Here is a 23,905-nt window from a genome sequence, read left to right on the forward strand (position 1 = left end):
CCGTAGTGCGACTCAACGACCTCGACGAACGCATCGTCCACGCCCTCGCGGAAGACGCCCGCCGCAGCTACGCCGACATCGGCTCGCTCGTCGGCCTCTCCGCCCCCGCCGTGAAGCGGCGCGTGGACCGGCTCCGGGCCGAGGGCGCCATCACCGGCTTCACCGTACGGGTGGACCCGGCGGCGCTCGGCTGGGAGACGGAGGGCTTCGTCGAGATCTTCTGTCGCCACAACACCTCGCCGGACGACATCCGGCGAGGTCTGGAGCGGTACCCGGAGGTGGTGTCCGCGTCGACCGTCACCGGTGACGCGGACGCCGTCGTCCAGGTCTTCGCCTCCGACATGCGCCACTTCGAACGCGTCCTGGAGCGGATCGCGGGCGAGCCCTTCGTGGAGCGGACCAAGTCCGTCCTGGTGCTCTCCCCGCTGCTGCGGCGCTTCTCCTCGGGCTCGCCCGCCTGACGCGCTACCCGGCCATGCCGTCGTAGATCCACGGCAGCACCCGGAAGTCCCCGCCGCCCCGTACGACCTTCTCGTGCGGGGCGGCCGCGTTGCACGGCGGCACCTCGTCCGCCAGCGGGGAGGAGGCCAGCCAGCTGTAGCCCAGCCGGTCGCGCTTCCCGTCGTCGTACACCGACACCCCGACCCGCTTCTTCCGCAGGCCCGGCACGTTCGTCTCCTCGACGATCCCGGTGACGGTCGCCACCGGGCCGCCGGTGGAGAGGCAGTCGACCCGGACGAAGGCGGTGAACTCCTCCTTCCCCATGGCGTGGCCGTACCGGAAGGTACCGGTGGCGGCCCTCGGATCGTTGCGGTCCGCCCAGGCCAGGTGCGCGTCGAAGGAGAAGCGGACCTTCTCCCCGGTGGCCGGGTCGCGGTCCAGCCAGGCCGCGCCGGTCAGCGCGGCCGCCTCCCGGTGCGCCCCGCCCTCCCGCCCGGTGGCGGCCGTGGCGGCGCCCGTGGCCCCGGCCCCGATCAGCAGGGCGACGGCGACGGCGGCGATCTTCGTACGGCGGTTCATGGCGGTCCTTCCGGCAGGTCGAGCGGACGCCCACCACTCTTCCGCCCGCGCCCCGCCCGGTCGTCGCGCCGCCGGAGGATCCGGGGGTACGCCGCCGGTCGCGGAGCGCGTACGACCCCGGTCTGATCGCCGCGCAACGAATCGCCGCCCAGGTCGTACATCGCGCAACGGTTCGACGGTCGGTCCGCAACGGTCCCGTCTTGTCCCGGCCGAGCCCGGAACCGTACCGTTTTGAACGTCTCCCGTAGACGCCCCTCCCTCCCCTCCGCCCCCACGAGGATCAGCATGCCCACGGTGCGCACCGCCCTGCTCCAGAGCTCCGGACGGCTCGGTGACGTGACCGCCAACCTGCGGATCCTCGACGAGGCCGCCGCCCGGGCCGCGGCCGCGGGCGCGGACGTGCTGCTCGCCCCCGAGCTCTTCCTCACCGGTTACGCGATCGGCGCCGACATCTCCCGCCTCGCCGAGCCGTCCGACGGCCCCTCGGCCCGCGCGGTCGCGGAGATCGCCGCCCGCCACGGCCTCGCCGTCGGCTACGGCTACCCGGAGCGGGACACCGAGCGGCACGGCGTGATCTACAACGCGGCCGCGCTCTTCGGCGCCGACGGCGCCCCCCTCGCGCACTACCGCAAGACCCACCTCTTCGGCGACTTCGAGCTGAAGTGGTTCACCCCGGGCGACGAGCCGCTCGTCCAGGCCCGCATCGGCGACCTCACCGTCGGCCTGATGATCTGCTACGACGTCGAGTTCCCCGAGAACGTACGGGCGCAGGCGCTGGCCGGCACGGACCTCCTCCTCGTGCCGACCGCCCTCATGCACCCCGCCGAGATCGTGCCGCTCTCCGTCGTCCCGGTGCGCGCCTTCGAGAGCCAGATGTACATCGCCTACGCCAACCGCGCCGGCGCCGAGGGCGACTTCGAGTTCGTCGGGCTCTCCGTGCTCGCCGGCCCCGACGGCACCGCCCGGGCCCGCGCGGGCCGCGGCGAGGACCTCGTCCTCGGCGACGTCGACCCCGAGGCCCTGGCGGCCTCCCGCGCGGAGAACCCGTACCTGCGCGACCGCAGGCCGGGCCTGTACGGCTCGCTCGTCTGAGCCGTCCCCCGCCCCGCACCCCTCAGCTTCCCGCCCCACCCCCGTGCAAGGAGTCCGTACCCCATGACGTCCACCGTGCCCAACGCCGTCGAGCACGCCGACGAGCAGCAGCCGCCGATCACCATGTTCGGCCCGGACTTCCCGTACGCCTACGACGACTTCCTGGCCCACCCGGCCGGCCTCGGCCAGATACCCGCGACCGAGCACGGCGCCGAGGTCGCGGTCGTCGGCGGCGGCCTGTCCGGCATCATCGCCGCGTACGAGCTGATGAAGATGGGCCTCAAGCCCGTCGTCTACGAGGCCGACCAGATCGGCGGCCGGCTGCGCACGGTGGGCTTCGAGGGGCCGGAGACCGAGGGGCTGACGGCGGAGATGGGCGCCATGCGCTTCCCGCCCTCCTCCACCGCCCTCCAGCACTACATCGACCTGGTCGGCCTGGAGACCACGCCGTTCCCGAACCCGCTGGCCGAGGCCACCCCGTCGACCGTCGTCGACCTCAAGGGCGAGTCGCACTACGCCGAGACCGTCGACGACCTGCCGCAGGTCTACCGCGACGTCGCCGCCGCGTGGAACAAGTGCCTGGACGAGGGCGCCGACTTCTCCGACATGAACCGCGCCATGCGCGAGCGCGACGTCCCGCGCATCCGCGAGATCTGGGCGACGCTCGTCGAGAAGCTCGACAACCAGACCTTCTACGGCTTCCTCTGCGAGTCGGAGTCCTTCAAGTCCTTCCGGCACCGCGAGATCTTCGGCCAGGTCGGCTTCGGCACCGGCGGCTGGGACACCGACTTCCCCAACTCCATCCTGGAGATCCTCCGGGTCGTCTACACCGAGGCCGACGACCACCACCGCGGCATCGTCGGCGGCTCGCAGCAGCTGCCGCTGCGCCTGTGGGAGCGCGAGCCGGAGAAGATCGTCCACTGGGCGCAGGGCACCTCGCTGGCCTCGCTGCACGAGGGCGGGCAGCCGAAGCCGGCCGTCACCCGGCTGAACCGCACGGCGGGCAACCGGATCACCGTCACCGACGCCTCCGGCGACATCCGCACCTACCAGGCGGCGATCTTCACCGCCCAGTCCTGGATGCTGCTCTCCAAGATCGCCTGCGACGACTCGCTCTTCCCGATCGACCACTGGACGGCGATCGAGCGGACCCACTACATGGAGTCCTCGAAGCTCTTCGTGCCGGTGGACCGGCCGTTCTGGCTGGACAAGGACGAGGAGACGGGCCGCGACGTCATGTCGATGACGCTGACGGACCGGATGACCCGTGGCACCTACCTCCTGGACGACGGCCCGGACAAGCCGGCCACCATCTGCCTCTCGTACACGTGGTGCGACGACAGCCTGAAGTGGCTGCCGCTCTCCGCGAACGAGCGGATGGAGGTCATGCTGAAGTCGCTCGGCGAGATCTACCCGAAGGTCGACATCCGGAAGCACATCATCGGCAACCCGGTGACGGTCTCCTGGGAGAACGAGCCCTACTTCATGGGCGCCTTCAAGGCCAACCTGCCGGGCCACTACCGCTACCAGCGGCGCCTGTTCACCCACTTCATGCAGGACCGCCTGCCCGAGGACAAGCGCGGCATCTTCCTCGCCGGCGACGACATCTCGTGGACGGCCGGCTGGGCCGAGGGCGCGGTGCAGACGGCGCTCAACGCCGTGTGGGGCGTGATGCACCACTTCGGCGGCGCCACCGACGGCACCAACCCGGGCCCGGGCGACGTCTACGACGAGATCGCCCCGGTCGAGCTGCCGGAGGACTGAGCCCGTACGGGTCCGGGCCCTCGGGGGGCCGGGTCCGTACGGCGGTCAGGGCCTGGCCAGGGGCGTGAGCAGCATCCGCCCCACCAGGCCGACCGAGCGGTCGAGCCGCTCGGTGAACTCGGCCGCGATCCCGGGCAGCGCCCGCAGCTGCCACAGCGAGCGGGCGGCGAGCCAGGCCCCGTCGCGGGCCCGGTCCAGGCTCCAGCAGCCGAGCAGATGGGTCAGCGGGTCCGCGATCTCCAGGAGGTCCGGGCCCGGCATCAGTTCCTCGCGGATCCGCTCCTCCAGGAGGACGAGGACGTCGCCGACCCGGTCGAACTCGTCCTCCAGGTCGGCCGGCGCGCACCCCAGGGCGGCGCAGCTGTCGACGACGGCGAGCGCCAGGTCGTGGCCGATGTGGGCGTTGATCCCGGCGAGCGCGAACTGGAGCGGGGTCACGCCGGGGTGGCGCCGGTAGTGGAAGAGGGGCCGCCAGCAGGCGGGCCCCGGCCGGCCCGCCGCGTGGGTCTCGACGGCGGCGAGGTAGCGCTCGGCGAAGAGCACGTCCAGGGTGGCCGCCGCCCGCCGGTCCCCGAAGGCGCCCGCCTCCAGGGCGTGGCCGATCTCCTCGGTGACCGTCAGGTACACCCGGTTGAAGACGGCGACCCCGTCGCCCGGGTGCCAGGCCGCCCGCAGCGACCGCATCCGGTCCACGACGGGGTCGACCGCCACGAACTGCCCGAGCCGTTCATCCGTCCACTGGGTCTGCGCCATGGGGGCAGACTCCCAGCCGCCGGGCCCGGGAGGGAGCCTCCGGGGCCCGGCTTCGCCGGAACGGGCGAATACCTCAGTTCTTCGCCGTGTCGCCGGAGCCCGTCTCGTACGAGCTGGTGCCCGAGTCCAGGAGCGGTTCCTGGTTCTTCAGATGGGCCGGGGCGAAGGCGCGCAGCACGTGGTAGCCGGTGATGACGACGATCGTGCCGAGCGCGATGCCGCCGAGCTCGAAGGTGTCGGTGAAGGTCAGCTTCACGCCGCCGACGCCGATGATGATGCCGGCGGCGGCCGGGACCAGGTTGAGCGGGTTGCGCAGGTCGACCTTGGCGTTGATCCAGATCTGGGCGCCGAGCAGGCCGATCATGCCGTAGAGGATGACGGTGATGCCGCCGAGGACGCCGCCGGGGATGGCGGCGACGACCGCGCCGAACTTGGGGCAGAGGCCGAAGAGGAGCGCGAAGCCGGCGGCGGCCCAGTAGGCGGCCGTGGAGTAGACGCGGGTGGCGGCCATGACGCCGATGTTCTCGGAGTACGTGGTGTTCGGCGGGCCGCCGACCGCGGTCGACAGCATGGACGCGGCGCCGTCCGCGGCGATCGCGGTGCCCAGCTTGTCGTCGAGGTCGTCGCCGGTCATCTCGCCGACGGCCTTGACGTGGCCGGCGTTCTCGGCGATCAGCGCGATGACGACGGGGAGCGCGACGAGGATCGCGGACCACTCGAAGCTGGGGCCGTGCAGCGCGGGCAGGCCGATCCAGTCGGCCTCGCCGACGGCGGAGAGGTCGAGCCGCCAGTGGTCGGTGACCTGGCCGCTCGGGGACATCGAGTGGATCTTGCCGAAGACCAGGTCGAGGACCCAGGAGAGGACGTAGCCGAAGATCAGGCCGAGGAAGATCGCGATCCGCGACCAGAAGCCGCGCAGACAGACCACGGCCAGACCGGTGAAGAGCATCACCAGGAGCGCCGTCCACTGGTCCTGCGGCCAGTACGTGGAGGCCGTCACGGGCGCCAGGTTGAAGCCGATCAGCATGACGACGGCGCCGGTGACCACCGGGGGCATCGCCGCGTGGATGATCCGCGCGCCGAACTTCCGTACCGCGAGACCGGCGAGGAAGAGCACCGCGCCGACCACGAAGACGGCGCCGGTCACGGTGGCGCTGCTGCCGCCGGAGGCCCGGATGGCGGCGGCGACGCCCACGAAGGAGAGCGAGCAGCCCAGGTACGAGGGGACGGTGCCGCGCGTCGCGAGCAGGAAGATGACCGTGGCGAAACCGGACATCATGATCGCGAGGTTGGGGTCGAGGCCCATCAGCACGGGGGCGACGAAACTCGCCCCGAACATGGCGACCACGTGCTGTGCGCCGAGACCGACGGTACGGGGCCAGGAGAGCCGCTCGTCGGGGCGGACGACGGCCCCGGGGGCGGGCGTTCTCCCGTCCCCGTGCAGGGTCCAGCGCACGCCGAGTTTCATGAGGTCGCTCCCGTTCTCCGGTTCCGGCGGCCGCGTCGGGGCCGCAAAAGATCAGCCACATGGTATGCGCCGGAACCGGCCGGGGAGGGGGCGCCGCCGCGCCCCCGGGCGGGCTCAGCCGACCGGGCCCGCGCTCTTCGCCGCGTCGGTCCCGGCCGGCGCGGCCGAGGCGGCCCGCGGGGCGGTCCGCAGCACGCCCGCGCCCAGGACCAGGCCGAAGGCGAGCACGGTGACCAGGCCGAACGAGAACACCAGCGAGGTGGCGTCGGCGATGCCGCCGATCGCGGAGGGGGCGATCAGACCGGAGGTGTACGTGATGGTGGCGACGCCCGCGATGGCCTGGCTCGGGTTCGGGCCGCTGCGCGCGGCGGCGGCGAAGGCGAGCGGCACGACGACCGCGACCCCGAGGCCGACGAGACCGAATCCGGCCATCGCCACGGCGGAGTTCGGGGCCAGGACGACCATGATCCCGCCGAGGGTGGCGGCCACGCCCCCGACCCGTACGGTACGGACCGCGCCGAAGCGGTCCACGACCCGGTCGCCGATCAGCCGGGCCACGGCCATGGTCAGCGCGAAGGCGGTGGTGGAGGCGGCGGCGAGCCCGGCGGAGCCGCCCAGCTCGTCGCGGAGGTAGACGGCCGACCAGTCGAGGCTGGCGCCCTCGGCGAAGACCGCGCAGAAGCCGATCGCGCCGATGACCAGGGCGGACTTCGGGGGCAGCGCGAAGCGCGGCGGGGCCTCTTCCTCCTCGGTGGGCGCCGGGTCGAGGACGTACTGGCAGCAGGCGAGGCCGAGGGCGGTGAGCACGAGCGCGGCGATCAGGTGGTGGAGGCGGGCGTCGCCGCCGAGGTGGGCGGCGACGGTGCCGGCCGCCGAGCCGAGCAGAGCGCCGACGCTCCACATGCCGTGCAGGCTGGACATGATCGAGCGGCCGAGCCGGTTCTCGGTCTCGACGCCGAGCGCGTTCATCGCCACGTCGGACATGCCGGCGGTGGCGCCGTAGACGAAGAGCGCGGAGCACAGGCCCCAGATGTTCGGGGCGAGCGAGGGCAGGGTGAGGGCGAGGGTCCACAGGGTGAGCAGGCCGCGCAGGGCGGTGCGGGCGCCGAAGCGGTGGCTGATCCGGCCGGCCAGCGGCATGGCGAGGGAGGCGCCGAGGGCGGGGAACGCGAGCGCGAGGCCGAGCTGGCCGGCGCTCACCCCGGCGTGTTCCTGGATCCAGGGGATCCGGGTCGCGAAGCTGCCGGTCACGGCGCCGTGCACGCAGAAGACGGCGGCGACGGCGAAGCGGGCCCGCCGGAGCCGTTCGGAGCTGAGGACGGTCTCCGCCGCCATGGGTCCTCCCCGGGTCGAATTGGTGTGGCGGTAAACTATCAGGAACCCTGCCTGATAAATAGTGGTCCGGAGAGAAGACGGTGGGGAAGCGTCTGAGAGGATCACCGCATGGCCGCATCCCCGAGCACCGCCCGGGCCCTCAACGACCGGCTCGCCCTGCGTCTGCTCCAGGACGAGGGCCCGTTGACGGCAGCCCAGCTCAAGACCCTCACCGGGCTCTCCCGGCCCACCGTCGCCGACCTCGTCGAGCGGCTCAGCGGTTCCGGCCTCGTGCACGTCGTCGGCGAGGCCGGCGCCGAGCGCCGCGGCCCCAACGCCAAGCTGTACGGACTCGTCGCCGACCGCGCCCACCTCGCCGCGCTCGACATCCGCACCCGCTCGGTCACCGTCACCGTCACCGACCTCCTCGGCACCCCGCTCGCCGAGGCCGCCGCCCCCGTCGGAGAGGACGCCGGCACCGGCCCCGCCGTCGACCTGGCCGTCTCCCTCCTGGAGCGCACCGCAGAGGAGGCCGGCGTCGCGCGGCTCCACTCCGTGGCCGTCGGCGCCCCCGGCCTCATCGACCCGGCCACCGGGGAGCTCCGCGACTCCACCGGACTGCCCGCCTGGCACCGCCGGCTCGTCGCCGTCCTCCAGGAGCGGCTCCCCGCCCAGGTGCTCGTCGAGAACGAGACCAACCTCGCCGCCGTCGCCGAGCTGCGCGAGGGCGCGGCGGTGGACCGCGAGGACTTCGTCCTGCTCTGGCTCGGCCAGGGCATCGGCGCCGCCGTCGTCCTCGGCGGACGGCTGCGCCGCGGGGCCTCCGGCGGCGCCGGCGAGATCGGCTTCCTGCCCGTGCCCGGCACCTCCGGGCTGCCCTCGGCCACCGGCTGCGACGGCGGCTTCCACGAGCTGGCCTGCGCGGCGGCCGTCGGGGCCCTCGCCGCCGACCACGGCCTCGACCCGGCCGGCGCGCTCACCTCGGGCCACGGCCCCTTCCTCGACGCCCTCGCCCGCCGGCTCGCGGTCGGCGCGGCGGCCGTCGCCGCCGTCCTCGACCCGGGCTGCGTGGTCCTCGGCGGCGAGACCGGCCACCAGGGCGGCCCGGAACTCGCCGCCCGCGTGGAGGCCGCACTCGCGGCCCTCTCACCGCTCCGCACCGAGGTCCGCGCCACCGCCCTCGGCGACGCGGCCGTGCTCCGCGGCGCCCTGCTCGGGGCACGGGACGCGGCCCAGGACGAGCTGTTCTCGCGCACCTAGGGAGTGCCGAAGCGCCGGGTGAGGAACTCGTCGAAGGTCACCCGGCCCACCGCCCGGTCCGGCGCCAGGTGCCCGCCGCGCCGCAGTTCCCGGTAGACCCCGCCCGGCAGCGGCAGCTCCACGAGCCGGCGCGTGCGTCCGGTCGCCCGCAGATAGGCGCGGGCCAGGTCGGGGAAGGGACGGATCTCGGGGCCGCCCAGGTCCTCCACCCGGCCCGCCGGAGGCCCGGCGGCGAGCTCGGCGAGGCGTGCCGCCGCCTCGGTCACCTCCACCGGCTGGACCCGGACCTCCTTTGGGCAGCGGCATCACGGGCGGCTTGGCGAGGAGCTGCAGCAGCTGGAGGATCAGGTCGTGGAACTGGGTGGCGCGCAGCAGGGTCCAGGGGATGCCGGACGCCTGGATCATGCGCTCCACCGCGTACTTGGTCCGGAAGTACCGGCGCGGCACCCGGTCGACCCCGACGATCGAGATGTACAGCAGGTGCGGCACCCCGGCCCGCCGCGCGGCGTCGAGCAGGAGGCGGGCGGCCTCCTTGTCGCCGCGGAGGATGTTGCTGCAGTGGACGACGGCGTCGACCCCGTCGACCGCCCGGTCGAGCAGCGGTCCGCCCTGGCGCAGGTCGACGGCGTACGGCGGTGAGTGCCGGCTGAGCACGCGCACCTCGTGGCCGTCCGCGCGCAGCCGCTCGCAGACGGGCGTTCCGAGCGTCCCCGTGCCACCGGTCACCAGGATCGTGCCCATGGTTCCAGCGTGACCTCCCGGGGGCGGGAACGCGACCGCGCCGCGCCCCGGACAGGGGGGCGCGGCGCGGAGCGTGCGGCCCGGCGGCGGCCAAGGGCCGTGAGACCGCCGCCGGGGGTCTTGCGGAGGGGGTGGGTCAGCAGGCGCCGAGGTCCTGCCACACGCCCCAGTCACCGGTGGTGCCGGGCGCCTCGTTCTGCGTCCACCACTTGGCCTTCCACTGGTGGCCGTTGTGGGAGACCTCGTTGCCCGCGTTGTAGACCTGGCCGGCCACGTACGCCGGGGCGGCGCAGCCCGCGGGCGGCGTCGTCGGCGGGGTGGTCGGGGGAGTGGTCGGCGGGGTCGTCGGCGGCGTGGTGGGCGGGGTGGTCGGCGGCGTGGTGCCCGTGCCGGGCTCCACCGTCGTCGTGCCGCGCGCCAGGTCGCCGGCGAGGGCGTACGTGGTGCCGTTGATGTTCACCGTCCAGTTGGAGGGGGTGGACACCGGCAGGTAGTAGTTGAAGGAGAGCTCGACCGTCGCGCCGGGGGCCAGGGTCTGCCAGGCCGGGAGCTTCAGCGAGACCCGGTGGAAGTCGCCCTTCAGGCCGCCCACGTTGGAGCCCGTGTGGTCGCTGCTGATGACCTTGGTGCCGAAGCCGGACTGGTCGGAGGCGTTGGCCGGGGCCGAGGTGCCGTAGTCGAACTGGAACTCCGTGCCGCCGGGCAGCGTGGTGTTCGTCCGGTTGGTGATCTTCACCTTGGGGGTGATCGGGTAGTTCGAGTCGCCCAGCTTGAACTCGGTGAAGGCGGTCTCGATGTTCACGGCCTGGGCCGGCAGCGCCTTGTTCGACGTCTTGGCGCCGTACGGGGCGGCGGCCTTGAACTTGTCGTACATCAGCGAGGTGAGCGTGGAGCCCATCTCGTACTGGCCCTTGGCGGCGTTCCAGGAGTAGTCGCCGGCCATCTCCCAGACCATGGTGCCGCCGATGCCGCGGTCGACCACGTAGTCGGCCTTGGCGGCCACGGACTGCTCGTCCTCGGTGGAGAGGAAGACCTTCTTCTCGGCGTTCCACAGCCACGGCGCGACCAGGGTCGAGTCGTACTTGCGGGCGTAGGCGCCGGTCAGGGTGGTGTTCGCCGGGAAACCGTACTGGGTGACGTAGTCGCCGACGATCCCCTTCTCCAGGTTCTTGGCGTGCCACATCGGGTTGGAGCCGGCGGGCGACTCCTTGCCCGCGGTGTCCTTGTCGTGCCACAGGTTGTCGATGCCGACGGCACCGTCACCGCACTTGGTCAGGCCGGCGCCGGCCGGGCAGGTGGCCGCGGTGGCCTTGCCCCAGAGGCCGTCGGTGCCGCCCTGCACGTTCTTGTGGCCGCGGGTGTAGTAGGGCAGGCCGATGTTGATGCGGCCGGCCGGCATGGAGCCGCGGAAGTAGTGGTACGCCCAGTCGGTGTTGAGGTAGCCGATGCCGCCGTACTGGGAGGAGCCGTAGACGTTGGCGGCGGCGAGCTCGCCGTCCTTGCCGTCGTCGAAGAGCGAGGCGTTGGGACCGACGTACTCGTTCCAGGCGCCGTGCAGGTCGTACGACATGATGTTGACGTAGTCCAGGTACTTCTGGACCTGGAAGGTCTCCATGCCGCGCAGCAGGTAGCCGGAGGACGGGGCGGCGACGGTGAGCAGGTAGTGCTTGCCGTCGGCGGCGCCGGCCGTGTCCAGCTTCTCGCGCAGGGACTTCATGAGGGCCGCGTAGCCCTGGACCAGGCCCGCGCGGCGCGCGTTGGCGAAGGTCCAGTCGAGCGGGTTGCCCGCGTCCTTCATGGTGGTCGGGTACTCGTAGTCGATGTCGACGCCGTTGAACCCGTACTTCCGGATGAAGTCGACCGCCGAGGTGGCGAAGGTGTCGATGCCGGCCTGGTTGACCGAGCCGTCGGCGTTGGTCGCCATCGAGTAGAAGCCGCCGGAGTTCACCCGGTCGCCGTTGTCGGCGAAGTAGCCGCCGGTCTCGGCCCAGCCGCCGACCGAGATCAGCGTCTTCACGTCGGGGTGCTGCTTCTTGTACTTGTTCAGCAGGTTGAAGTGGCCCTTGTACGGGAGGGCCGGGTCCATCTCGGCGCCGGCCACGCCGGGCCAGGTCATGCCGGTGGCGGCGTTGTTCGGGCCGTCCGTGCCGACCGAGAGCTTGTTGTCGCCGCCGATGTGGCCGAAGGCGTAGTTGATGTGGGTGATCTTGTCCCACGGGATGTTGTTGGCGAGGTACGCGGGCTCGCCGTTCTTACCGGTGCGCCAGCCCGTGAAGTAGCCGATGACGCGGCGCTGGTGGTCGGCGCCCATCTTCTCGCGGCCCTCGGTGTCGTACACCGAGCAGTAGGGCACGTCGACGCCGGGCGTCTTGTACAGGCCGTCGGGGCGACAGGACTCGTTGTCGGCGGCGTACGAGACGCCGCCGGCGAGCGAGCTGAGCAGCAGTCCGGCGACGGCGGCACCGGACGCGAGCAGCGACGCTCTCTTGGTCGTGGGGGACAGCACGATCTGGTCCTCCTCGGGGAGGTCAAAAAACACGCAACGAACAAGGGGGTGGTACGTGTTGGGTCCGTGGTGTGCGCACACCGGCGGACCGTGCCTCGGAGGTGACACGGACATTAAGAGGACTAGACCAGTGCGTCAATAGGTCTGGACCATATGAACGTTCCGGAAGGTCGTTGTGAGTCATCGCACAGAGATCGTGTGCATGACCTTTGACAAGGCGTGGCACACTGGCCGTGTATCAGCAGCAGCGCACTCCGGGGTCGGTGTAATTCCGAACCGGCGGTATAGTCCGCGACCCGTCCGCAGCCAGCGGCCGGTTGATCAGGTGAAATTCCTGGACCGACGGTGAAAGTCCGGATGGGAGGCAGTGCGCGGCGGGCGACCCCTGACAGGGGTGTGCCGGCCGTACGTCCGCTGGTGGCCGCGTTTCGCGTCGGCGCACCCGTGGACCTCCGGCCGTATCGGCACACCTGCTGCGCAGCCGTCGTACCCGCTCTCTGTCGTCATCGACAGGCCCCGGAGTCCGTGCCCGAAGAGGCAGGAGGACCCGGTGGACCGGCAGGCCGACATCACCGCCATGCGACGCGCCGTGGAGCTCGCCGCCCGCGGACTCGGCGCCACGAGCCCCAACCCCGTCGTCGGCTGCGTCGTCACCGACGCCTCCGGACGGGTCGTCGGCGAGGGCTGGCACCAGCGCGCCGGAGGCCCCCACGCCGAGGTCCACGCCCTGCGCGCGGCCGGCGAGGAGGCCCGCGGCGGCACCGCCTACGTCACCCTCGAACCCTGCAACCACACCGGCAGGACCGGCCCCTGCGCCCAGGCCCTGATCGAGGCCGGGATCGCCCGCGTCGTGTACGCCGTCGCCGACCCGAACCCGCAGGCCACCGGCGGTGCGGACACCCTCCGCGCGGCCGGCGTCGAGGTCACGGGCGGCCTCCTGGAGGACGAGGCAGAGGCGGGCAACACCGCCTGGCTCACCTCCGTCCGCACCGGCCGCCCCTTCGTCCGCTGGAAGTACGCCGCCACCCTCGACGGCCGGATCGCCGCCGCCGACGGCACCTCCCGCTGGATCAGCTCCGTCGAGTCCCGCGCCGACGTCCACCGGCTGCGCGCCGAGGCCGACGCCGTCCTGGTCGGCGGCGGGACGCTGCGCGCGGACGACCCGCACCTCGCCGTCCGCGGCGTCGAGGGCGCCGTCCAGCCGCTGCGGGTCGCCCTCGACACCCGCGCCCAGCTCCTTCCCACCGCCCGGATCCTCGACGACGCCGCGCCCACGCTGCTGGTCGTCGGCGAGGACGCCGACACCCGGCACCTGCCCGGTGTCGACCTGCTCCGGCTGCCGCTGCGCGACGGCCGGGTCGGTGTGGACGAGCTGCTCGCCCACCTGTACGCGCGCGGCATCCGCTCCGTCCTCCTCGAAGGCGGCCCCACCCTCGCGGGCGCCTTCGTCGCCGGGGGCGCCGTCGACCAGGTCGTCGGCTACCTCGCCCCGGTCCTCCTCGGCGCGGGCCCGCACGCCCTCGCCGACGCCGGAATCACCACCCTCACGCGCGCGTGGCGCCTCGACATCACCGAGACCGCACACATCGGATCCGATATCCGCATCACCGCCGTCCCGACCCTCAAGGGAGCCTGACCGTGTTCACCGGAATCGTCGAAGAACTGGGCGAGGTCGTCGCCGTCGAGCAGCTGGAGGACGCCTCCCGCTTCCGGCTCCGCGGTCCCCTGGTCACGGAAGGCGCCCAGCACGGCGACTCCATCGCCGTCAACGGTGTCTGTCTCACGGTCGTCGAGCACGGCGACGGCGAGTTCACCGCCGACGTCATGGCCGAGACCCTGAAGCGGTCCAGCCTCGGCGCCCTCGCCGTCGGCTCCCGGGTCAACCTGGAGCGCCCCATGGCCGTCGGCGGCCGCCTCGGCGGACACATCGTCCAGGGCCACGTGGACGGCACCGGCACGATCCTGGAGCGGACCCCCTCCGAGCACTGGGAGCTCGTCAAGGTCGGCCTCCCCGCCCCGCTCGCCCGCTACGTCGTCGAGAAGGGCTCCATCACCGTCGACGGCGTCAGCCTCACCGTCGTCGAGGTCGGCGACGACTGGTTCACCATCAGCCTCATCCCGACCACCCTCGACCTCACCACGCTCGGCCTCAAGCAGCCCGGCGCCCCGGTCAACCTCGAAGTGGACGTCATCGCCAAGTACGTCGAGCGGCTGCTCGGCACGGACGCACAGGAGAACGGCAAGTGAACTGGCTCAACTCCGAGGCGTTCACCGTCCTCGACCAGCACATCATCTGGTCGGACATGATCGGCAACACGATCGGCCTCATAGCCCTGGCCCTCGGCTGGCGCCGCTCCATCCTCACCTGGCCCGCCCAGCTCCTCTCCGGCCTGATCCTCGTCGGCGCCTACGCCTCCGCCGACCTCGCCGGCGGCGTCGGCAAGCAGCTCCTCGTCATCGGCGTCGCCGCCTGGGGCTGGTGGCAGTGGAACCGCGGGAAGCAGCAGGCCCAGGACGGCTCCATCGCCGTCCGCTTCGCCACCTGGAAGGAGCGCGGCCTCCTCGCGGGCGGCGCCCTCCTCGGCACCCTCGCCGTCGGCGGCCTCTTCACCCTCTACCCGTCGCTCTCCTGGAGCCCGTGGGCCGACGCGTACATCTTCGTCGGCACCCTCGTCGCGATGGTCGCCCAGGCCCGCGGCCTGGTCGAGTTCTGGTTCGCCTGGCTCCTGGTCGACCTCGTCGGCGTCCCGCTCGCCTTCAGCAGCGGCCTCGCCTTCTCCGGCCTCGTCTACGTCGTCTACTTCGCCCTCGTCCTGTGGGGCATGCGCGACTGGTGGCTCCGGTCCCGCACCCCCGTCCTGGAAGGAGCCCCCGCATGAACCCCTGGGATTTCGATGAGAGCCTCGCCCTCGACCCCGTCGAGCAGGCGATCAGCGACATCGCCGCAGGCCGCCCGGTGGTCGTCGTCGACGACGAGGACCGCGAGAACGAGGGCGACCTCGTCATCGCCGCGGAGAAGGCCACCCCCGAGGTCGTCGCCTTCATGATGAGCGAGTGCCGCGGCCTGATCTGCGCTCCCATGGAGCACGACGAGCTGGAGCGGCTCGACCTCCCGCAGATGGTCGCGCACAACACCGAGTCGATGCGGACCGCCTTCACCGTCTCCGTCGACGCGGGCCCCGAGCACGGCGTCACCACCGGCATCTCCGCCGCCGACCGCGCCACCACCCTCCGGATGCTCGCGAGCGGCCGCCACGACTCCACCGACTTCGTCCGCCCCGGCCACATCTTCCCGCTGCGCGCCCGCGAGGGCGGCGTCCTCGCCCGCCCCGGGCACACCGAGGCCGCCGTCGACCTCGCCCGCCTCGCGGGCCTCCGCCCGGCCGGCGCGATCGTCGAGATCGCCGGCGAGGACGGGGTGATGCTCCGCCTGCCCGAGCTCGTCCCCTTCGCCCGCAAGCACGGTCTGACGATCATCTCCATCGAGGACCTGATCGCCTACCGCCGCTCCGCCGAGCCCACCGTCCGCCGCGAGGCCGAGGTCCACCTCCCCACCGCCCACGGCGACTTCACCGCCTACGGCTACCGCTCCACCGTCGACGGCGTCGAGCACGTCGCCCTCGTCCACGGCGAGATCGGCGACGGCGACGACGTCCTCGTCCGGGTCCACTCCGAGTGCCTCACCGGCGACGTCTTCCACTCGCTGCGCTGCGACTGCGGCCCCCAGCTCCAGGCCTCCATGGACCGCATCCAGGAGGCCGGCCGCGGCGTCGTCGTCTACCTCCGCGGCCACGAGGGGCGCGGCATCGGCCTGCTCTCCAAGCTGCGCGCGTACGAGCTCCAGGAGCGGGGCCGCGACACCCTCGACGCCAACCTCGAACTGGGCCTGCCCGCCGACGCCCGCGACTACGCGGCCGGCGCCCAGATCCTCGGCGACCTCGGCGTCCGCAGCCTCCGCCTGATGACCAACAACCCCGACAAGATCGAGGCCCTCACCCGGCACGGTCTCGCCGTCGAGGGCCGCGAGCCGATGCCCGTGACGGCCGGCGAGCACAACCTCCAGTACCTGCGCACCAAGCGGGACCGGATGGGCCACGACCTCCCCTGGCTCGACGGCTCCCCGGCCCCCACCTGCGGCAACCAGTAACCACCCCCGTACGACACCACACCGGCTAGGAGAACCATGAGCGGCAAGGGCGCACCCGTCCTCAGCGTGAAGAACTGCGGCGACCTGCGGGTCGCGGTCGTCGCGGCCCAGTGGCACGAGAAGATCATGGACGGACTGGTGGACGGCGCCCTGCGCGCGCTGTCCGAGCTCGGCATCGACGAGCCCACCCTGCTCCGCGTCCCCGGCAGCTTCGAGCTGCCGGTCGTGGCGAAGGTCCTCGCGGAGCGCGGCTACGACGCGGTCGTCGCCCTCGGCGTGGTCATCCGCGGCGGCACCCCCCACTTCGACTACGTGTGCCAGGGCGTCACCCAGGGCCTGGTGCAGGTCTCGATCGACACCGGGGTTCCCGTCGGCTTCGGCGTGCTGACCTGCGACAACGAGGAGCAGGCGCTGGACCGCGCCGGCCTGGAGGGGTCCAACGAGGACAAGGGCCACGAAGCGGTCACCGCCGCCGTCGCCACCGCCACCATCCTCCGGTCCGTCAGCGAGCCGTGGCGGAAGTCCACGGAGTGAACCCTGACGACGGGGCCCGCGGGTGAACCCGTACCCTAAGGACATCATGGCGAACAAAACCTTCGAAGAGCTCTTCACCGAGCTCCAGCTCAAGGCCGCCAACGGCGACCCCAGCACCTCCCGCACCGCCGAGCTGGTCGGCAAGGGCGTCCATGCCATCGGCAAGAAGGTCGTCGAGGAGGCCGCCGAGGTCTGGATGGCCGCCGAGTACGAGGGCAAGGAAGCCGCCGCCGAGGAGATCTCGCAGCTGCTGTACCACGTCCAGGTGATGATGGTCGCGCGCGGGATCTCCCTCGACGACGTCTACGCCCACCTCTGAGCGCGGTCCGTCCCGAGTACGGCCCACCCCTGAGCACGCACCCCACGTTTCCCACCACTCCCAGGCAAAGGAAGCCCACCCCATGCTGCGCATCGCCGTCCCCAACAAGGGTTCCCTCTCCGGACCTGCGTCGGCCATGCTCCATGAGGCCGGCTACCGCCAGCGCAAGGAGTCCAAGGAACTGGTGGTCATCGACCCCGACAACGAGGTCGAGTTCTTCTACCTGCGGCCGAAGGACATCGCCATCTACGTGGCGTCCGGCAAGCTGGACATCGGCATCACCGGCCGTGACCTGCTGCTCGACTCCGGCGCCAGCGCCGAGGAGATCCTGGCGCTGAACTTCGGCCGCTCCACCTTCCGCTACGCCACCCGCCCGGGCACCGCCAAGGGCCCGGAGGACTTCGGCGGCATGACGATCGCCACCTCCTACGAGGGCATCGTCGCCAAGCACCTCGCCGACCAGGGCATCGACGCCTCCGTCGTCCACCTGGACGGCGCCGTCGAGACCGCGATCCAGCTGGGCGTCGCCCAGGTCATCGCCGACGTCGTCGAGACCGGCACCAGCCTGCGCAACGCCGGCCTGGAGGTCATCGGCGAGCCGATCCTCAAGTCCGAGGCGATCGTCGTCCGCCGCCACGGCGCCGAGACCGACCACCCGCAGGTCCAGCAGTTCCTGCGCCGCCTCCAGGGCGTCCTGGTCGCCCGCAGCTACGTGATGATGGACTACGACTGCCGCGCCGAGCACCTGGAGCAGGCCGTCGCCCTCACCCCGGGCCTGGAGTCGCCCACCGTCTCCCCGCTGCACAACGAGGGCTGGGTCGCCGTCCGCGCGATGGTCCCCGCCAAGGAGGCGCAGCGGATCATGGACGACCTGTACGAGATCGGCGCCCGCGCGATCCTCACCACCGCGATCCACGCCTGCCGTCTCTGATCCCCGCCGCACCACTCCAGGCACCGAGGTACCCCGATGTCCGAGTCGTCCACGCCCGCCCTTCCGGTCACCTTCCGGCCGGGCCGCACCCGCGCCGTCCTGCTGACCGTGGGCGTCGCCATGTTCGCGGCGATCACCGCCGTGGCGCTGCTGCTGGAGCGGCTCGGATCGGGGGAGCGGATGGCCTTCGTCTTCACCGCCGTGCTCTTCCTCGCGGTCCTGGTGATGCTCAGCCGCCCCAAGGTCGTCGCCGACAGCGAGGGCGTCACGGTCGTCAACATCACCCGCACCCGGCGCCTCGCCTGGGCGGAGATCCTCCGCGTCAACCTCCGGCCCGGCGACCCCTGGGTCTTCCTGGACCTCAGCGACGGCACCAGCCTGCCGGCCCTCGGCATCCAGCCCGGCATCGCCAAGGAGGCCGCCATCAGGGACGCCCGCGCCCTGCGGGCCCTCGCGGACAGCCGGGGCGCCGGAGTCGAGGCGGCCTGAGCCCCGGTCCGGGCCTCCGGGGGAACCCCGAAGCCGTCCCCCATCCGGGGCGTCCCCCCTGCCACGCGGGGCGTTCGCGTGACTACTCTTGAGGCGGTGGCGCCGGGTGCGCCACCGCCTCGCGTGTGCAGGGCCGCCGCCGGCGGCCGGCGAGGCCATCCTTCGACCCGAGGAGTGACTCCCTCCGGCAATGGACGGATCGTCCGGTAGTACATGCGCCGCCCCCTCGTCCCCCGAGGCGGCGGCATGATCGTCTCCCTGCTGCTCCTTCTGGCAGCCTTCCTCCTCATCCTCGCCAACGGCTTCTTCGTCGCCGCCGAGTTCGGTCTCGTGACCGTCGAGCGCGCGGAGGCCGAGCGGGCCGCGGCCGCCGGTGACCGGCGCGCCCGCACCGTCGTCTCGGCGCTGCGGGAGCTCTCCTTCCAGCTCTCCGGCACCCAGCTCGGCATCACCCTCACCTCGCTCGTCGTCGGCATGCTCGCCGAGCCCGCCCTCGCCGGCCTGCTGCACGCCCCGCTGACCGCCACCGGGCTCCCCCCGGGCGCCGTCTCCGGGGTCGCCGTGGTGATCGGCATGCTGCTCGCCTCGGCCGTGCAGATGGTCGTCGGCGAACTGGTGCCCAAGAACTGGGCGGTCTCCCGGCCGCTCCAGGTCGCCCGCTTCGTCGCCGCCCCGCAGCGCCGCTTCTCCGCCGTCTTCCGGCCGGTGATCGCCCTGCTCAACCGGGTGGCCAACGGGCTGGTCCGCGCCCTGGGCGTCGAGCCCACCGAGGAGCTCGACTCGGTCCGCACCCCCGGCGAGCTGGAATCCCTCGCCCGGCACTCGGCCCGGGCCGGCGCCCTCGAACAGGACACCGCCGACCTCTTCGTCCGCACCCTGTCCCTGGCCGGCCTCACCGCCGAGCAGGTCATGACCCCGCGGGTGAAGGTCAGCGCCCTCCAGTGGGACGCCACGGCGGCCGACGTCCTCAACCTCACGCGCGCCACCGGCCTCTCGCGCTTCCCGGTCTACCGGGACCGCATCGACGAGGTCGTCGGCATGGTCCACCTCAAGGACGCGCTCGCCGTCGCCCCCGACGCCCGCCCGCGGACCTCGGTCGGACGGATCGCCGTCCCGCCGCTCCTCGTCCCCGAGTCGCTGCCCGTCCAGGCCCTCCTGGAGCGCCTGCGGCGCGAGCAGCCGATCGCCGTCGTCGTCGACGAGTACGGCGGCACGGCCGGCGTGGTCACCCTGGAGGACATCGTCGAGGAGCTCGTCGGAGAGGTCCGCGACGAGCACGACACCGCCGCCGACGCCCGCCCCGAGCTGGCCGCCGCGCCCGCCGAGGACGGCCGCCCCGCCTGGGAGGCCGACGGCTCCTGCCGGGTCCACACCCTGCGCCGGATAGGCCTCGACGTGCCGGACGGCCCGTACGAGACCGTCGCCGGGCTCGTCGCCGACCTCCTCGGCCGGATCCCGGCCCCCGGCGACCGGGCCGAACTGCCCGGCTGGCGGCTCTCGGTCCGCCGGGTCGACCGCTTCCGGGCCGAACGGGTCCGGATCGTCCGCACCGCCCCGGTGCCGATGGCGGAGGCGGTCCGATGAGCACCCTCCAGCTCCTCCTCGCCCTCTTCCTCGTCCTGGCCAACGGCTTCTTCGTCGGCGCCGAGTTCGCGCTCGTCTCCGTCCGCCGCAGTCAGATCGAGCCGCTCGGCGGGGCCCGCGCCAAGCAGGTGCTGTACGGCCTGGAGAACCTGCCGCGGATGATGGCCGCCGCGCAGTTCGGCATCACCGTCTGCTCGCTCACCCTCGGCGCGGTCGCCGAACCGACCGTCGCCCACCTCCTCGAACCGGCCTTCCACGCCGTCGGCGTGCCGGCCGGGCTCATCCATCCGCTCGGCTATCTGATCGCCCTCGCCGTGGTCGTCTTCCTCCACCTCGTCATCGGCGAGATGGTCCCGAAGAACCTCGCGATGGCCGCTCCCGAACGGACCGCGCTCCTGCTCGCCCCCACCCTGGTCGCCTTCGCCCGGCTCTGCCGGCCGGTGACGGCCGCCCTGGGCGCCTGCGCGGCCGTGGTCCTGCGGGCCTTCAAGGTCGAGCCGAAGGACGAGGTGGAGGCCGTCTTCACCAGCGCGCAGCTGGGCCGCCTCGTCGAGGACGCCGGTCAGGCGGGCCTCCTCGACCCGGCCGAGCAGGAGCGCCTGGAAGACGCCCTGGAGCTGGGCAGCCGCCCGGTCACCGACGTCCTCCTCCCGGCCGCGGCGCTCGTCACCGTCCCGCCGTCGGTCACCCCCCGCGAGATCGAGGAGCTGACCGTACGGACCGGCTACTCGCGTTTCCCGGTCCGCGGCGAGGGCCGCCACCAGGACGTCTTCATGGGCTTCGTGCACGTGAAGGACGTGCTGGACCTGGAGGAGCGGGAGCGGGCCGTGCCGCAGCAGCTGTGGCGCCCGATGGCGACGCTCCGCGCGGAGCTGCCGCTCGACGACGCCCTCACCGTGATGCGCCGGGCGGCGACCCACCTCGCGCAGGTCGCCGACGCCTCCGGCCGGATCCTCGGCCTCGTCGCCCTGGAGGACGTCCTGGAGATGCTGGTGGGCGAGGTCCGCGACCCCGCGCACCGGCTGAGCCCGGCCCCCGCCCCCGCCTAGGGCCGGTCCGAGGGGCGGCTCAGAACGGGGGCTCCTGCTGGGGGCCGCGGTCCGCCGGACCGCGGCCCGACAGCACCTCCCCGTACGCCTGCATGAGGTCCCCGAGCCGCAGGGTGGCCAGGTCCTCGCGGGTCAGCGTGCCGGAGTAGCCGGAGAGCCGCAGGTCCCGGTAGGCGCAGGACTTCTCGTACAGGGTGCGCAGGAAGCGGCCGTTGCCCAGCTCGTCGATCCAGCCCTGCTCGACGACGTGGCCGCTGATCGAGCGCAGCTCCTCCAGCGCCTCCTCGTCCCAGCCGTCGCCGTTCGCCGCGGCCAGCACCTCGCCGATCGCGGTCAGTTCCAGCGGGCGGTAGGACGGGAAGTCGACCCGGGTGGTGAAACGGGAGGAGAGCCCGGGGTTGGCGGCGAGCAGCCGGTCCATGCCCTCCGGGTACCCCGCAAGGATGACGACGAGGTGGTCGCGGTTGTCCTCGGCCCGCTTCAGCAGCACCTGGAGGGCCTCGTCGCCGTACGCGTCCCCCTTGCTGTAGCCGGAGTTGGAGAGCGCGTACGCCTCGTCGACGAAGAGCACCCCGCCGACCGCCGAGTCGATCAGCTCGTTCGCCTTCACCGCCGTCTGGCCGAGGAACTCGCCGACGAGGTCGGCCCGTTGGGCCTCCACGAGATGGTCGCCGCCGAGCAGGCCGAGCGCGTAGAAGACCCGGCCGAGGATCCGGGCGACCGTCGTCTTGCCGGTGCCGGACGGCCCCGAGAAGACGAAGTGCCGCTTCGGCGGCTGCACCGGCAGCCCCTGCCCCGCCCGCAGCCGGGCCATCTCCAACTGCGCCGAGAGCGCCTTCACCTGGCGCTTCACCGGTTCGAGTCCGACCATGCCCTCCAGCTCGGCGAGCGCCTCGGCGAGCAGGACCGGATCGGTCGGCCCGGCCGGGAAGCGCGGCGGCCCGGGCTGCGCGGGCACCGGAGAGCTGTGCCGTACGACCTCCGGGGGCGCGGCCGGCGCGCCGGGCGGCACCGGGTCGGGGGAGCGGCGCAGCCCGTCGCCGCCGGGGGCCAGGGGCTCCGTCTCGGGACCGGCGGCGGTGTCCGTGCCGTCCTGCCCGGGGCCCGCGCCGACCGTGCCGAGGGCGACGGCGGCGAGACCGGCCTGCTCGTCCATGCCGTCGAGCCCGTCGAAGCCGTCGTACTCGGCGATGGCGGCGAGCCGGGCGGCGGTGTCCATGAACGCCGGGTCGACGCGGTGCACCGCCCGGTAGAGGGGGAGGGCGGCGGCGCTGCGGCCGGTGCCCTCGTGGGCGCGGGCGAGCCAGTAGCGCAGCTCCTTGCGCTGCGGCTGCTCGCTGCGGCAGCGCATCAGGGCCGCCGAGAGCAGCGGCTCGGCCTGCCCGTACATCTCCAGGCGCACCCGGGCCATGCCGCCGAAGAGGCCGGCCTCGATGCCGAGCAGCGGGTCGTCCACGAGCTGTTCGGTGAGCCGGACCAGCTGGTCCCAGTCCTTGACCAGGTAGGAGCGGCAGGCGTGCAGGAAGCGGACCTGCGGGTCGGTGTCGACCGGCGGCAGCTCGGCGAGCGCCCGGTCGAGCTCCGGGACGTGCCGCCCGTCGAGCCAGTGCGAGGCGTGGGCGAGCAGCAGGTCGCGCGGGCTCTCCAGGACCGGCTGCACCCACCAGCCCAGCCAGTACCAGGAGTTGAGGGTGCGGCGGTGCCGGGCGCGCTGTTCGCCGAAGCGTTCGCGGTTGCGGTACATGCGCAGCAGCGCGGTGGTGGTGTCCACCCGGAGGGCGTGGAGCCCCAGCCAGGCGTCCGCCATGCCGGGATCGATCCGCACCGCGGCCCGGAACTCCTCCTCGGCCTGCGGATAGGCGCCCATGGTGTAGGCGTCCACTCCGCGCAGCCAGGCGAGTTCGGCGGGGGCCTGTGCGCCCTGCGTGCCGATGTCCATCGGGTCCCCCACAACCGTCGGCGTATGGACGGGATTTGACCGCACCTGCGGGCATCGTACCTGCGCAGGCGGGGTGGGCTTAAGGAGAAGCGCAAGATCCGGAATCGGTGACCCTGGGTGAGCGCGGGCGGTGGGGAAGGGCCCGGCGAGGGTGAGGAGGGCGGAACGAAGCCCCCGATCACGGGGGAACAACCGGGGGCTTCGTGTCCGCGGCGGCTGGTGAAAAGCCGCACATTGAGAACGTAAGACCTGTAAGCCCCCGGGGTCAAGCGCCCTTGAGGCACTTGCGGAAGCGGAATTCCGGGGACTCAGTCCACCGCCATCAGGCCGTCACGGTGGGTGATGATCTGGTCCGCGCCCGCCGTCACAGAGGGCCCGGGAAGCCAGTCGTACCCCTCTCCCCGCTCCCGTACCAGGGTGTCGGCGAAGGGCCGCGACGGGTCTTCGGCGAAATGGCGAGTCTCCGCCACCACCCAGCCGTCCCAGAACTCCGCCTGCTCCGGTCCGTCCCGGTGCCGCCCACGCTCCCAGGACGCCCCGGCCGGCCGCTCCATCCACAGCAGCCACGCCAGGTGCGGCCGCAGCGCCCGCCGCCCGGAGCCCACGCCCTCCACGAGCACCACCGGCGCCGGGGGCAGCGGGCGGGCGGGGCCGAAGCTCCGCAGATTCCAGTCGTACGGGTGGTAGCGCGCCGTCCCGCCGCGCTCCAGCGGCTCCAGGACCTGGGCGCGCAGCCGGTCCGTCCAGGCGAAGAGCTCCTCGTGGGTGGCGAGGTCGTCGAGCCGGAGCACGGGCGCGCCGCCGAGCGCGGCGGCGAGCCGGCGGGCGAGGGTGGACTTGCCAGAGCCGGCGTGGCCGTCGACCGCGACCAGCCGCACCGGGCCGAGGGAGGGCGGCAGCCGGCGCAGCGCGCGGGCCGCGCGGTCGAGGTCGTTCATGCGGCCCAGGGTAGGTCAGGGCCGCCCGCGCAGGTCAGCGCGGTGCCGCCGTCAGTG

Annotated in this window: 21 protein-coding genes, 1 pseudogene and 1 riboswitch; of the genes and pseudogenes, 14 read left to right on the forward strand and 8 right to left on the reverse strand. The window is 72.9% G+C overall.

The window, feature by feature from the left end; genetic code table 11:
- Nucleotides 1–5: 5 nt before the first annotated feature.
- Entirely contained in the window at nt 6–461 is a 456-nt protein-coding gene (locus ABZ621_RS14160; protein ID WP_043223665.1) for an Lrp/AsnC family transcriptional regulator, read from the forward strand.
- A 4-nt stretch (nt 462–465) separates the two neighbouring features.
- Here the strand turns inward: ABZ621_RS14160 and ABZ621_RS14165 are convergent, their stop codons facing one another.
- Nucleotides 466–1,020, reverse strand: coding sequence for a Repetin (locus tag ABZ621_RS14165; protein WP_360604082.1), 555 nt, complete (start codon nt 1,018–1,020; stop codon nt 466–468).
- Between the two features lie 285 nt (nt 1,021–1,305).
- Here ABZ621_RS14165 and ABZ621_RS14170 point away from each other — a divergent pair, with 285 nt between their 5' ends.
- A complete protein-coding gene (locus tag ABZ621_RS14170; RefSeq protein ID WP_360604084.1) occupies nt 1,306–2,112 on the forward strand; it encodes a carbon-nitrogen hydrolase family protein in 807 nt (268 codons plus the stop codon).
- A 63-nt stretch (nt 2,113–2,175) separates the two neighbouring features.
- Entirely contained in the window at nt 2,176–3,876 is a 1,701-nt protein-coding gene (locus ABZ621_RS14175; RefSeq protein ID WP_360604086.1) for an NAD(P)/FAD-dependent oxidoreductase, read from the forward strand.
- A gap of 45 nt (nt 3,877–3,921) precedes the next feature.
- Here the strand turns inward: ABZ621_RS14175 and ABZ621_RS14180 are convergent, their stop codons facing one another.
- From ABZ621_RS14180 to ABZ621_RS14190, 3 genes are all read right to left on the reverse strand, one after another.
- Nucleotides 3,922–4,629: a DUF5995 family protein gene (locus tag ABZ621_RS14180; RefSeq protein ID WP_360604088.1), complete on the reverse strand. Its 708-nt coding sequence runs from the start codon at nt 4,627–4,629 to the stop codon at nt 3,922–3,924.
- Between the two features lie 73 nt (nt 4,630–4,702).
- Nucleotides 4,703–6,097: a solute carrier family 23 protein gene (locus tag ABZ621_RS14185; RefSeq protein WP_360604090.1), complete on the reverse strand. Its 1,395-nt coding sequence runs from the start codon at nt 6,095–6,097 to the stop codon at nt 4,703–4,705.
- 114 nt (nt 6,098–6,211) lie between these two features.
- Nucleotides 6,212–7,432: an MFS transporter gene (locus ABZ621_RS14190; protein WP_360604092.1), complete on the reverse strand. Its 1,221-nt coding sequence runs from the start codon at nt 7,430–7,432 to the stop codon at nt 6,212–6,214.
- Nucleotides 7,433–7,540: 108 nt separating this feature from the next.
- Here ABZ621_RS14190 and ABZ621_RS14195 point away from each other — a divergent pair, with 108 nt between their 5' ends.
- Nucleotides 7,541–8,671: an ROK family transcriptional regulator gene (locus ABZ621_RS14195; protein ID WP_360604094.1), complete on the forward strand. Its 1,131-nt coding sequence runs from the start codon at nt 7,541–7,543 to the stop codon at nt 8,669–8,671.
- On the opposite strand, the pseudogene ABZ621_RS14200 reads toward ABZ621_RS14195, so the two are convergent.
- Nucleotides 8,668–9,412, reverse strand: a pseudogene (locus tag ABZ621_RS14200) (SDR family oxidoreductase). The gene ABZ621_RS14195 and the pseudogene ABZ621_RS14200 overlap by 4 nt on opposite strands.
- A gap of 136 nt (nt 9,413–9,548) precedes the next feature.
- On the reverse strand, nt 9,549–11,918 hold the full coding sequence (locus tag ABZ621_RS14205) for a chitinase C-terminal domain-containing protein (protein WP_360604096.1): 2,370 nt from the start codon (nt 11,916–11,918) through the stop codon (nt 9,549–9,551).
- 245 nt (nt 11,919–12,163) lie between these two features.
- A riboswitch (FMN riboswitch) is annotated at nt 12,164–12,293 on the forward strand.
- Nucleotides 12,294–12,468: 175 nt separating this feature from the next.
- Between ABZ621_RS14205 and ribD the strand changes: the two genes are divergently transcribed.
- From ribD to ABZ621_RS14255, 10 genes are all read left to right on the forward strand, one after another.
- Nucleotides 12,469–13,554, forward strand: coding sequence for a bifunctional diaminohydroxyphosphoribosylaminopyrimidine deaminase/5-amino-6-(5-phosphoribosylamino)uracil reductase RibD (gene ribD / locus ABZ621_RS14210; protein WP_360604098.1), 1,086 nt, complete (start codon nt 12,469–12,471; stop codon nt 13,552–13,554).
- Nucleotides 13,555–13,556: 2 nt separating this feature from the next.
- Nucleotides 13,557–14,165, forward strand: a complete 609-nt coding sequence (locus ABZ621_RS14215; protein WP_360604100.1) for a riboflavin synthase — start codon at nt 13,557–13,559, stop codon at nt 14,163–14,165.
- Nucleotides 14,166–14,221: 56 nt separating this feature from the next.
- On the forward strand, nt 14,222–14,797 hold the full coding sequence (locus ABZ621_RS14220; protein ID WP_360604164.1) for a nicotinamide mononucleotide transporter family protein: 576 nt from the start codon (nt 14,222–14,224) through the stop codon (nt 14,795–14,797).
- Nucleotides 14,794–16,065, forward strand: a complete 1,272-nt coding sequence (locus ABZ621_RS14225) for a bifunctional 3,4-dihydroxy-2-butanone-4-phosphate synthase/GTP cyclohydrolase II (RefSeq protein ID WP_360604102.1) — start codon at nt 14,794–14,796, stop codon at nt 16,063–16,065. Before ABZ621_RS14220 ends, ABZ621_RS14225 begins: the two co-directional genes overlap by 4 nt.
- Nucleotides 16,066–16,101: 36 nt before the next feature.
- The gene (gene ribH / locus ABZ621_RS14230) at nt 16,102–16,599 is read left to right on the forward strand and encodes a 6,7-dimethyl-8-ribityllumazine synthase (RefSeq protein ID WP_169092768.1); all 498 of its coding nucleotides are present in this window, start codon (nt 16,102–16,104) and stop codon (nt 16,597–16,599) included.
- Nucleotides 16,600–16,645: 46 nt separating this feature from the next.
- The gene (locus ABZ621_RS14235; protein WP_031005643.1) at nt 16,646–16,918 is read left to right on the forward strand and encodes a phosphoribosyl-ATP diphosphatase; all 273 of its coding nucleotides are present in this window, start codon (nt 16,646–16,648) and stop codon (nt 16,916–16,918) included.
- Nucleotides 16,919–17,000: 82 nt separating this feature from the next.
- Nucleotides 17,001–17,849: an ATP phosphoribosyltransferase gene (hisG, locus tag ABZ621_RS14240; protein WP_360604104.1), complete on the forward strand. Its 849-nt coding sequence runs from the start codon at nt 17,001–17,003 to the stop codon at nt 17,847–17,849.
- Nucleotides 17,850–17,885: 36 nt separating this feature from the next.
- Entirely contained in the window at nt 17,886–18,338 is a 453-nt protein-coding gene (locus ABZ621_RS14245; protein ID WP_360604106.1) for a PH domain-containing protein, read from the forward strand.
- 246 nt (nt 18,339–18,584) lie between these two features.
- Complete coding sequence (locus ABZ621_RS14250; protein WP_360604166.1) at nt 18,585–19,922, forward strand: hemolysin family protein; 1,338 nt, start codon at nt 18,585–18,587, stop codon at nt 19,920–19,922.
- The gene (locus ABZ621_RS14255) at nt 19,919–20,971 is read left to right on the forward strand and encodes a hemolysin family protein (RefSeq protein WP_360604108.1); all 1,053 of its coding nucleotides are present in this window, start codon (nt 19,919–19,921) and stop codon (nt 20,969–20,971) included. The genes ABZ621_RS14250 and ABZ621_RS14255 overlap by 4 nt, the downstream gene beginning before the upstream one ends.
- Nucleotides 20,972–20,990: 19 nt before the next feature.
- Here ABZ621_RS14255 and ABZ621_RS14260 read toward each other — a convergent pair whose 3' ends face one another.
- Complete coding sequence (locus tag ABZ621_RS14260) at nt 20,991–22,910, reverse strand: AAA family ATPase (protein ID WP_360604110.1); 1,920 nt, start codon at nt 22,908–22,910, stop codon at nt 20,991–20,993.
- 308 nt (nt 22,911–23,218) lie between these two features.
- Complete coding sequence (locus ABZ621_RS14265; protein ID WP_360604112.1) at nt 23,219–23,848, reverse strand: hypothetical protein; 630 nt, start codon at nt 23,846–23,848, stop codon at nt 23,219–23,221.
- Between the last annotated feature and the right edge of the window lie 57 nt (nt 23,849–23,905).

The organism is Streptomyces sp. NPDC007863 (assembly GCF_040633895.1).
Classification (GTDB): domain Bacteria; phylum Actinomycetota; class Actinomycetes; order Streptomycetales; family Streptomycetaceae; genus Streptomyces.

Coding starts and splice junctions, on each gene's coding strand:
- ABZ621_RS14165 (WP_360604082.1), bottom strand. CDS start 1,020: ATGAACCGCCGTACGAAGATCGCCGCCGTCGCCGTCGCCCTGCTGATC.
- ABZ621_RS14260 (WP_360604110.1), bottom strand. CDS start 22,910: ATGGACATCGGCACGCAGGGCGCACAGGCCCCCGCCGAACTCGCCTGG.
- ABZ621_RS14170 (WP_360604084.1), top strand. CDS start 1,306: ATGCCCACGGTGCGCACCGCCCTGCTCCAGAGCTCCGGACGGCTCGGT.
- ribH (WP_169092768.1), top strand. CDS start 16,102: ATGAGCGGCAAGGGCGCACCCGTCCTCAGCGTGAAGAACTGCGGCGAC.
- ABZ621_RS14190 (WP_360604092.1), bottom strand. CDS start 7,432: ATGGCGGCGGAGACCGTCCTCAGCTCCGAACGGCTCCGGCGGGCCCGC.
- ABZ621_RS14265 (WP_360604112.1), bottom strand. CDS start 23,848: ATGAACGACCTCGACCGCGCGGCCCGCGCGCTGCGCCGGCTGCCGCCC.
- ABZ621_RS14180 (WP_360604088.1), bottom strand. CDS start 4,629: ATGGCGCAGACCCAGTGGACGGATGAACGGCTCGGGCAGTTCGTGGCG.
- ABZ621_RS14185 (WP_360604090.1), bottom strand. CDS start 6,097: ATGAAACTCGGCGTGCGCTGGACCCTGCACGGGGACGGGAGAACGCCC.
- ABZ621_RS14175 (WP_360604086.1), top strand. CDS start 2,176: ATGACGTCCACCGTGCCCAACGCCGTCGAGCACGCCGACGAGCAGCAG.
- ABZ621_RS14250 (WP_360604166.1), top strand. CDS start 18,585: ATGATCGTCTCCCTGCTGCTCCTTCTGGCAGCCTTCCTCCTCATCCTC.
- ABZ621_RS14225 (WP_360604102.1), top strand. CDS start 14,794: ATGAACCCCTGGGATTTCGATGAGAGCCTCGCCCTCGACCCCGTCGAG.
- ABZ621_RS14255 (WP_360604108.1), top strand. CDS start 19,919: ATGAGCACCCTCCAGCTCCTCCTCGCCCTCTTCCTCGTCCTGGCCAAC.
- ABZ621_RS14220 (WP_360604164.1), top strand. CDS start 14,222: ATGATCGGCAACACGATCGGCCTCATAGCCCTGGCCCTCGGCTGGCGC.
- ABZ621_RS14235 (WP_031005643.1), top strand. CDS start 16,646: ATGGCGAACAAAACCTTCGAAGAGCTCTTCACCGAGCTCCAGCTCAAG.
- ABZ621_RS14195 (WP_360604094.1), top strand. CDS start 7,541: ATGGCCGCATCCCCGAGCACCGCCCGGGCCCTCAACGACCGGCTCGCC.
- hisG (WP_360604104.1), top strand. CDS start 17,001: ATGCTGCGCATCGCCGTCCCCAACAAGGGTTCCCTCTCCGGACCTGCG.
- ABZ621_RS14245 (WP_360604106.1), top strand. CDS start 17,886: ATGTCCGAGTCGTCCACGCCCGCCCTTCCGGTCACCTTCCGGCCGGGC.